Below are 9,234 nucleotides of genomic sequence, written 5' to 3'. Positions count from 1 at the left end.
TGCCGGCGAAATAATCGCCGCGCCCATGTCGCAAAGCCCGAACCTGGTTCGTCATCCTCAGGAAGGCCGAAGCGCGGGCGCCTGAAGCTCGCGCCCTCAATCGCTGGCGGGAGGAAAATTTGCGATGACGTCCCGCCCTTTCATTCCACCGCCCTCGCCCCCAATTGAACGAACGCCGGTCGCTGGCGATGTGGCCGGCCTTTGGTTCTGGGGTTGGGCGATGAGGCTCGTGGCGAGTGAGCGCGCGACTGGCGCGGCGAGGGCCTTGCCCATATCATTAAGCGATTTGACTATTAAATACCTTAGCAATATGAATCGCGCCCATGACGGACAGCGATCCCCCACCCGGACAAGGACCCTGGCGCGGATCGCACACGCCCCGCGATCCGATCGGCCAGCGCCTGAAGACCATTTCGATGCTGACGCGCCAGATCGGCCGCAAGATCGGCGAGAACCTGGGCGTGAACGTCACCGACATGGCGGCGCTGGAGCACCTGCTGATCAACGGACCGATGACGCCAGGCCAGCTGGCCGGGCATCTGAAGGTGACGACGGCCGCCGCCACCCAGATCGTCGACCGCCTGGAGCGGGCCGGCCACGTCGCCCGCGAGCGACGGACCAACGACCGGCGCAAGGTCTGCGTCGTGCCGGTGGCCGCCTCGCTCGATCGGGCCTTCACGCAGCTGGCGCCGATGATGAACGGGCTGGACGGGGTCATCGCCGACCTGTCGCCGGCCGAGCGCCAGGTCATCGAACGCTTTCTGGACCAGGTCGTCGAGGTCTACGGCACGGTCGCCGGCCTTCCGACGGCCTCGCCGCCTCCACCCCATTGTTGAAATAGTCCCGACCGCCCTCCCCCGGTCGCGCCCGCAGGTGATTGTTGATGAGTGAGATCATGACCGGAGAGCGCAGGCGCCCTCGGCCATTCCGGTCCGGGGCCTCGACCCCGGCGTTGGGCCTGGCCCTCGGCCTGGCGGGCCTGGCCGCGGCCGGCTGCGTGAACACCCCGCGCCCGACGCCCGACACCCGCCTGCCCGCCGCCTACGAGGCGCCCGCCGGCGCGGCCCAGGCCGACCTCGACCGCTGGTGGACCAGCTTCAACGATCCGCAGCTGACCAGCCTGATCGAGACGGCGCTGGAAAAAGCGCCCGACGCCCGCACCGCCGCCGCCGTGCTGGACGAAGCCCGCGCCGTCCGCCGCGGCCAGGTGCGCCAGATCTGGATCCCGAACACGCCCCTGACCGGCAACGCCGGCCGCACGCACACGGAAATCCTCAGCCAGACCGTTCCGCCGGGCGGCATCCCCTTCACCAGGGGCGGCGACAGCGACAGCTACAACGCCAATTTCGACGTCAGCTGGGAGCTGGACCTGTTCGGCCGCAAGCGCGCCGGGCTGGGCGTGGTCAACAACGACTTCGCCGCCGCCCGCTTCGCCTATGAAGGCGCCCGCGCCTCGCTGGCCGCCAACGTCGCCCAGTCCTATTTCGAGGCCCGCGGCCTGGCCGTGCAGCTGGACGACGCCCGCCAGACCGAGCGCATCAACACCTCCCTGCGCGATTTCGCGGTCAAGAAGGCCAATGCCGGCCTGATCGCCACCTCGGAGGCCGACCGCGCCGAGGCCGACCTGGCCGACACCCAGGCCCGCGCCGCCAATCTCGAGGCCCAGCTGGGCGCGGCCCGCCGCAGCCTGCTGATCCTGGTCGGGCGCGGCGTGGATCCACTGGCCGCCCTGCCGGTCGACGCCAGGCTGGACCTGGCCCCGCCCGCGCCGGCCACCATCCCCGGCGACCTGCTGGGCCGGCGACCGGACGTGCGCGAGGCCCAGGCGCGCTTGGCCTCGGCCTCCAAGACGCTCAAGGTCAACGAACTGGCCCTGCTGCCGACCTTCAACATCACGCCCGGCGTGGGGTTGTCCAAGAGCGTGTCGCCCAGCTTCGGCGGCGGCAGCGGCAAGAGCTCGACCAGCACGTCCACCTGGACCCTGGGCGCCAATGTCTCGATCCCGGTGCTGAACATCCCGGCCCTGCTGGCCGACATCGACGCCCAGGACGCCCGCACCCGCCAGGCCGCCATCGCCCTGGAGAAGACGGTGCAGACCGCCTATGGCGAGGCTGAGAACGCCATGCTGCAACTGGCCGCCGACCAGCGCCGCGTCGACCTGCTGACCGCCGGCGAGGCCCGGGCCCAGCGGGCCTACGAGGCCAACCGCAAGGGCTACGGCCTGGGCCTGATCGACCTGACCACCACCCTGCAGGCCGAGCAGTCCTGGCGCGCCTCGCGCTCGGCCCTGACCGGCGCCCGGACCGACGCCCTGCTGCACGCGGTCCAGACCTACAAGGCGCTGGGTGGCGGCTGGTCGCCGACGTCCATGACCCCGACCCAAGTTTCCTCGAAATGAGACCCTCCCCCATGACGACCCGCACCGCGCTCGCCGCCATGATCCTGATCGCCTCGACCGGCCTGGCCGGCTGCGGCGACAAGAAGGACAAGCCCGCGGAGAAGGCCCCGGCCGCCGCCCAGGCCCGCGCCGTCAGCGTCGGCTCGGTCGAGACCCGGCCGCTGGGCGGCGGGGTCGAGGCCTCGGGCCAGCTGGTCTCGCGCGAGGAGGCCGCCGTCGGCTCCGAGCTCAGCGGCTACCGCGTGGCCCGGCTCTATGCCGACGAGGGCGACTGGGTGCGGGCCGGCCAGCCCCTGGCCCAGCTGGACGCCACCCTGCTGCGGGCCCAGGTCGAGCAGCAGGCGGCCCTGACCGCCCAGGCCCAGGCCGAGGCCAAGCGGGTCGCCGGCCTGGACGGCCAGGGCGTGCTCAGCCAGGAGCAGATCGAGACCCGCCGCTACCAGGCCAAGGCCCAGGAGGCGGCGCTGAACGAGCTGCGCACCCGGGTCTCGCGGATGACCATCACCGCCCCGGTCAGCGGCCAGGTCCTGCAGCGCGGCGTCCAGCCGGGCCAGATCGCCGGCGGCGGGACCACGCCCTGGTTCACCATCGCCCGCGACGGCCTGGTCGAGCTGGACGCCGAGGTCAACGAGGCCGATCTGGCCGGCGTCCGCGCCGGCCAACCGGTCCAGGTCAGCCTGCCCGGCGGCCAGTCGGTGTCGGGCGTGGTGCGCCTGGTCAGCCCGCGGGTCGACAGCAACAGCCGCCTGGGCCGGGTGCGCGTGCGCCTGCCGGTCCGCCCGGATCTGCGCCCCGGCGGCTTTGGCCGCGCCACCTTCGGCGCCTCGGGCGCGGCGGTGACGGCCATCCCGGAAACCGCCATTCGCTACGAGGCCGACGGCCTCTATGTGATGACCGTCGACAGCAACAACCGCGCCCACCAGACGCCGGTGAAGATCGGCCAGAAGGGCGGCGGCTGGGCCCAGCTGGTCCAGGGCCCGCCGGCCGGAACCCGCGTCGTGCTGGGCGGCGCCTCGTTCGTCACCGACGGCGACGTGATCCGCCCCGCCGCCACGACCCAGCAGGCGGCGCGCTGATGGCTACCGAACACAAGACTGGCGAACACAAGACCGGCGAACTGCGCATCTCCGCCTGGGCGATCAAGAACCCGATCCCCGTCGCGGTGCTGTTCATCGCCCTGATCATCGCCGGCATCGGCTGCTACATGGGCCTGCCCATCAAGCAGTTCCCCAATGTCGAGTTCCCCGCCGTGACCGTGACGGTCACCCAGAGCGGCGCCGCGCCCGGCGAGATGGAGACCCAGGTCACCCGCCCGATCGAGGACGCGGTGGCCAGCATCTCCAACGTCAAGACCATCCGCTCGTCGGTGGTCCAGGGCGCCTCGACCACCACGATCGAGTTCAACCTCGGCGAGGACCTGCAGAAGGTCACCGACGAGGTGCGCTCCAAGGTCGACCAGACCCGGGCCATCCTGCCCCGCGAGGTCGACGAGCCGATCGTCCAGCGCCTGGAGATCACCAGCGCCCCGATCATCACCTACGCCGTCTCGGCCCCGAACATGAGCACCACCGAGCTGTCGTGGTTCATCGACGACACGGTCACCCGCGCCCTGCAGGGCGAGAAGGGCGTGGCCCAGGTGGCCCGGGTCGGCGGCGTCGACCGCGAGATCAACGTCATCATCGACCCCGACCGCATGGCCAGCTTCGGCGTCACCGCCCCGCAGCTGAACCAGGCCCTGGCCAGCTTCAGCGTCGACGCTCCCGGCGGCCGCGCCAAGATCGGCGGCCGCGAGCAGACCCTGCGCGTGCTGGGCGCGGCCACCACGGTCGAGCAGTTGCGCGCCATCACCATCCCGGTGGCCGGCGGCCGCTACGTCAAGCTGACCGACGTGGCCCAGGTCGGCCAGGGCGCGGAGGAGGAGCGCGGCTTCGCCCGGCTGGACGGCAAGCCCGTGGTCGCCTTCCAGGTGATGAAGACCCGCGATTCCAGCGACGTCGCCGTCGAGAACAACGTCAAGAAAGCCGTCGACGCCCTGCAGGCCAAGCAGCCGGGCGTGACCTTCGTGAAGATCTTCTCGACCGTCGACGAGACCCGCGCCAGCTTCGCGGCCACCGAGCACACCCTGCTGGAAGGCATGCTGCTGGCCTCGCTGGTGGTGTTCCTGTTCCTGCGCGAATGGCGCGCCACCCTGATCACCGCCATCGCCATGCCCGTGTCGCTGATCCCCACCTTCGCCTTCATGGCGGTGATGGGCTTCTCGCTGAACGTCGTGACCCTGCTGGCCCTGACCCTGGTCATCGGCATCCTGGTCGACGACGCCGTGGTCGAGATCGAGAACATCGAAAAACGCGTGGCCCGCGGCCAGAGGCCGTTCCACGCGGCGATGGAAGGGGCCGACGCCATCGGCCTGGCGGTCGTGGCCACCACCTTCACCATCGTGGCGGTGTTCGTGCCGGTGTCCTACATGCCCGGCACGCCCGGCCAGTTCTTCAAGGAATTCGGCCTGACCGTCGCCGTGGCCGTGCTGTTCTCGCTGGTGGTCGCCCGCCTGCTGACGCCGCTGCTGGCCGCCTATTTCCTCAAGCCGTCCAAGGACCCGCACCCACGCCGCGACTTCACGGGCTTCTATCGCGGCGTGCTGGACTGGTCGCTGGACCACCGGTTCCTCAGCATCGTCATCGGCACCCTGATCCTGATCGGCTCGTTCGCCCTGGTGAAGTTCATCCCCACGGCCTTCCAGCCGGCCGGCAACGCCAACTACTACTACCTGAAGGTCCAGGGGCCGCCCGGCGCGACCACGGCCGACATGGAGCGCACCGTCCAGTCGGTGACCGCCATGTTCCGCAAGCGTCCCGAGACCGCCCATGTCTTCGCCCAGGTCGGCTCGAACATCGGCAGCGGCTGGGGCGGCCAGAGCGGGGCGGACCTGCGCGACGCCACCATCACCATCGTGCTGAACGGCAAGCGCGACCTGACCGTCACCGAAATCAAGCAGGCGGTGCGCAACGACCTGCACGACATTCCCGACGCCCGCGTGAACCTGCTGGGGGACTGGGGCACGTCCGAGGTCCAGACCATCCTGATCTCCGACAACGGTCCGCTGCTGGAGCGCACCGCCGCCCGCATCGAGCGGGAGATGCAGAAGCTCTCCACGGTGGCCGATCCGCGCCCCTCCTCCCCGCCCAGCGGCCCGGAGATCGTCATCCGGCCCAAGCCCGACGAGGCCGCCCGCCTGGGCGTCAGCGCCGCCGACATCGCCGCCATCGCCCGCGTGGCCACGGTCGGCGACATCGACGCCAACGTCGCCAAGATGACCCAGGGCGAGCGGCGGATCCCGATCCGCGTGCGCCTGCCGGCCGAGACCCGCGCCGACCTCGACGCCCTGGGCGCCCTGCGCATCCCCACGGCCAGCGGCGGCACGACACGGCTCGACACGGTCGCCGACCTGTCGTTCCAGGCCGGTCCGGCCAAGATCGACCGCTTCGCCCGCAAGCGGCAGGTGACCATCGAGGCCGACCTGGCCAACGGCGCCCAGCTGGGCCAGGCGATGAGCGACGTGGCCAAGCTGCCGACCATGAAGGCCCTGCCGCCCGGCGTCGGCCCGGCCACGGCCGGCGACCAGGAGGCCTTCGTCGAGCTGTTCACCGGCTTCGCCGTGGCCCTGCTCTCGGCGGTCGGCCTGGTGTTCGGCGTGCTGGTGCTGCTGTTCCGCAGCTTCTTCAAGCCGATCACCATCCTGTCGGCCCTGCCGCTGGCGATCGGCGGGGCGTTCTTCGCCCTGCTGGTCACCGCCCAGTCGCTGTCGATGCCGTCGCTGATCGGCTTCCTGATGCTGATGGGCCTGGCGGCCAAGAACTCGATCCTGCTGGTCGAGTACGCGATCGAGCAGGAACGGGCCGGCATGAGCCAGCGCGACGCCATCCTCGACGCCTGTCACGAGCGGGCCCGGCCGATCATCATGACCACCCTGGCGATGATGGCCGGCATGCTGCCCACCGCGCTCGGCATCGGCACCGGCTCGGAATTCCGCCAGCCGATGGCCGTGGCGGTGATCGGCGGCCTGATCACCTCGACCGTGCTGTCCCTGGTGCTGGTGCCGGTGGTCTACGAGATCGTCGACGACATCGAGCGCTGGCTGACCCCCAAGCTCTCGCGCATGACCACCCCGCGCGAGGCGAACGGGGCGACGCTGTCGCCGGTGGACCGGCTGTAGGGGCTGGACCCAGTCAGAGGTCCCAGAAGAGTTGTCATCCCGGACAAGCCCGGCGCGAGCCGGGCGCAGATCCGGGACCGCCGGAAGCGCCGAGTTCAGGCGTCGGTCCCGGATCGGCGCGCTGCGCGCTTGTCCGGGATGACAGCGCCGGGAACTTGACCGATCGTCCCGGCCGCTCGCCGGGCGAAGAGCTCAGCCCCCTAATCCAGCAACGAATTGACCGTCGGCGCGCCGGGGGCCTTGCCGCTGATCGGCTCGCACCAGGCGAAGCGGCCGTTCGGGCCGTCGGTGCGGCGCGCGGCCAGGCCGTTCTCGTACATCTCCTGGCCCAGGTCGACGCCGTCCAGCTTGACGACCGCCAGCTGGCGGTGGAACTCGTCGAAGCCCGTCCCAGGCTCGATGGCGATGTCGCGGGCGTCTTTGACCTTGGCCCGCACCCAGGCCAGGGTGGTCTGGGCCGCGGTGGCCTCGGCCCAGCAGCGGGCGTCGGGGATGCCCTGCGGGGCGTAGGCGTTGGCCAGGCGCACGTGCTGGCCGTCGATCACCATGGCGTCGGCGCTCAGCACCCGCACGCGGTCGCCCAGGCCCGGCGGCGGGCTGATGGACGCCGGCGGGTCGGGCGTGCGCTGGCAGGCCGCGAGGGTGGCGGCCGCCAGGGCCATGATGATGAGCTTGGTGCGGATCAACAGGTCACCCCTCGATTTCGCGCTCAGGATAACGTGTTCTCGCTGGAGCGGGAACCGGCCTAGGCCGGTGTGACCGCGCCGAACAGCTGGTCGGCGAACAGGTCCAGGGTCTTCTGCGACAGGCTGGTGTTGTTGAGGATCACCACGCTGGTCCGGGCGTCGAAGCGGTGGCCCAGCACCGAACGGTAGCCGGCGGTGTTGCCCGTCTCCCAGCCGGCCGGATAGGGCTTGCCGTCCACCCACAGGGTGCGGATGCGCCCGCCTAGGGCGTAGCTGTCGCTGGCGACCTCGATGGTTCGCAGCGCCGTTTGCGAAACCGGGGCCAGGAAGTTGGTGTCGAAGATCTGGTGCGCGGCCTTCAGCAGGTCCGAGGCCGTGCTGAAGTAACCGCCGCCGGCATTGGTGAACGACAGGCGCGTATTGGGCCGCCGGACGGGCGGGGCGACGCTGGCGTAGCCGGCCGCCAGGCGCGGCGAGGTCGCCGTCGCCTGGCTGGCGTCGGTGGTCTTCAGGCCCAGCGGGTCCAGGGTGATCGCCCGCATGGCGTCCTGGTAGGGTTGGCCGGTCACCGCCTCGATCGCCGCCACAACCATGATCCAGTTGGTCATCGCGTAGTCGAAACGGGCGCCGGGCTCGAAGGCCAGGTCGCCCTGGCAATATCGCCTGACCGCCTCGGCGGCCGGCAGGTCGCGGGTCAGCACGCCGGGATCGGCCTTGGCGGCGGCGGTGAAGCCATTGGGCACGCCGCTGGAATTGGACAGCAGCCGGCGCAGGGTGACCTTGGCGCCGGTGTCCTTGCGATAGTCGGCCAGCCAGGTAGTGATCGGCGCGTCCAGCGACAGTTTGCCGGCCTCGACCAGCTTCAGCACCGTGGTCGAGGTCAGCCATTTGGAGATCGAGGCGACCCCATAGACCGTGTCCACGGTCGCCGGCCGCGCCGCCTCGAGGTCGGCCATGCCGAACGCTCGGGCATAGGTCGGCTTACCGGCCTTGCCCAGCATCACCACGCCGTTGAAGCCCTGGTCTTTGACGAAGGCGTCGACGATCAGGTTGGCGGTGCCCAGGGGCTTGGCGGCCAGGGCCGCGCCGGGCGCCAGGGCCAGACCGGCGCCGGCCAGCAAGAGGTCGCGTCGATGCAGCATGGAAGGTCCGCCCGCAAGCCTCCGGTCGAGGCCACGAGCAGGCTACGGGCTGGCGCCGATGGGGTCACCTTAAGGTGTGGTAATGCCGGGGACCTGCCCCCTCCAGCCCCCAAAGCAAAAGGCCCCGGAGATCGCTCTCCGAGGCCTTCGCTAGTCTCAGCCGAAGCTAGATCGTTCGAGAACTACTCGACGATCTTCGCGACGACGCCGGCGCCGACGGTGCGGCCGCCTTCACGGATGGCGAAGCGCAGCTTCTCTTCCATGGCGATCGGGGTGATCAGCTCGACGTCCAGCTCGGCGTTGTCGCCCGGCATGATCATTTCCACGCCTTCGCGCAGCTTGATGATCCCGGTGACGTCCGTCGTGCGGAAGTAGAACTGCGGGCGGTAGTTGGTGAAGAACGGGGTGTGACGGCCGCCTTCTTCCTTGGTCAGGATGTAGGCCTCGGCCACGAACTTGGTGTGCGGGGTGATCGAACCCGGCTTGCACAGCACCTGGCCACGCTCGACGTCTTCGCGCTTGGTGCCGCGCAGCAGCACGCCGACGTTGTCGCCCGCTTGACCCTGGTCCAGCAGCTTGCGGAACATTTCCACGCCCGTGCAGGTGGTCTTCTGGACCGGACGGATGCCGACGATCTCGACTTCCTCGCCGACCTTGACGATGCCGCGCTCGACCCGGCCCGTGACCACGGTGCCGCGGCCCGAGATCGAGAACACGTCTTCGACCGGCATCAGGAACGGCAGGTCGACCGGACGGTCGGGCTGCGGGATGTAGGTGTCGACCGTCTGCATCAGT

At 70.4% G+C, this 9,234-nt stretch carries 7 protein-coding genes; 4 read left to right on the top strand and 3 right to left on the bottom strand.

All coding sequences use genetic code 11. The features are described 5' to 3' along the window. Positions 1-416 precede the first annotated feature (416 nt). From ACSQ2G_RS23750 to ACSQ2G_RS23735, 4 genes are read left to right on the top strand one after another with little or no spacing between them, the layout of a single operon-like run. Positions 417-836, top strand: a complete 420-nt coding sequence (locus tag ACSQ2G_RS23750) for a MarR family winged helix-turn-helix transcriptional regulator (protein WP_436034831.1) — start codon at positions 417-419, stop codon at positions 834-836. 59 nt (positions 837-895) lie between these two features. Then, positions 896-2,398 (top strand): efflux transporter outer membrane subunit, encoded by a 1,503-nt coding sequence (locus tag ACSQ2G_RS23745; RefSeq protein WP_436034832.1) that lies wholly within the window; start codon positions 896-898, stop codon positions 2,396-2,398. Next, positions 2,395-3,474: an efflux RND transporter periplasmic adaptor subunit gene (locus ACSQ2G_RS23740; RefSeq protein ID WP_436034830.1), complete on the top strand. Its 1,080-nt coding sequence runs from the start codon at positions 2,395-2,397 to the stop codon at positions 3,472-3,474. The genes ACSQ2G_RS23745 and ACSQ2G_RS23740 overlap by 4 nt, the downstream gene beginning before the upstream one ends. Next, positions 3,474-6,611, top strand: a complete 3,138-nt coding sequence (locus ACSQ2G_RS23735; protein WP_436034829.1) for an efflux RND transporter permease subunit — start codon at positions 3,474-3,476, stop codon at positions 6,609-6,611. The genes ACSQ2G_RS23740 and ACSQ2G_RS23735 overlap by 1 nt, the downstream gene beginning before the upstream one ends. Positions 6,612-6,811: 200 nt before the next feature. Here ACSQ2G_RS23735 and ACSQ2G_RS23730 read toward each other — a convergent pair whose 3' ends face one another. The 3 genes from ACSQ2G_RS23730 to ACSQ2G_RS23720 form a co-directional block, all read right to left on the bottom strand. After that, the gene (locus tag ACSQ2G_RS23730; protein ID WP_436034828.1) at positions 6,812-7,297 is read right to left on the bottom strand and encodes a thermonuclease family protein; all 486 of its coding nucleotides are present in this window, start codon (positions 7,295-7,297) and stop codon (positions 6,812-6,814) included. Between the two features lie 59 nt (positions 7,298-7,356). Then, on the bottom strand, positions 7,357-8,439 hold the full coding sequence (locus tag ACSQ2G_RS23725) for a serine hydrolase domain-containing protein (protein WP_436034827.1): 1,083 nt from the start codon (positions 8,437-8,439) through the stop codon (positions 7,357-7,359). Positions 8,440-8,621: 182 nt separating this feature from the next. Next, the coding region (locus ACSQ2G_RS23720; RefSeq protein ID WP_436034826.1) for an EF-Tu/IF-2/RF-3 family GTPase at positions 8,622-9,234 on the bottom strand (613 nt) is incomplete at its 5' end.

The sequence above is a fragment of the Caulobacter sp. LjRoot300 genome, from assembly GCF_964253875.1.
Lineage (GTDB): Bacteria > Pseudomonadota > Alphaproteobacteria > Caulobacterales > Caulobacteraceae > Caulobacter.
This window is presented reverse-complemented; position numbering and strand designations above follow the sequence as displayed.

Coding starts and splice junctions, on each gene's coding strand:
- ACSQ2G_RS23750 (WP_436034831.1), top strand. CDS start 417: ATGCTGACGCGCCAGATCGGCCGCAAGATCGGCGAGAACCTGGGCGTG.
- ACSQ2G_RS23745 (WP_436034832.1), top strand. CDS start 896: ATGACCGGAGAGCGCAGGCGCCCTCGGCCATTCCGGTCCGGGGCCTCG.
- ACSQ2G_RS23740 (WP_436034830.1), top strand. CDS start 2,395: ATGAGACCCTCCCCCATGACGACCCGCACCGCGCTCGCCGCCATGATC.
- ACSQ2G_RS23735 (WP_436034829.1), top strand. CDS start 3,474: ATGGCTACCGAACACAAGACTGGCGAACACAAGACCGGCGAACTGCGC.
- ACSQ2G_RS23725 (WP_436034827.1), bottom strand. CDS start 8,439: ATGCTGCATCGACGCGACCTCTTGCTGGCCGGCGCCGGTCTGGCCCTG.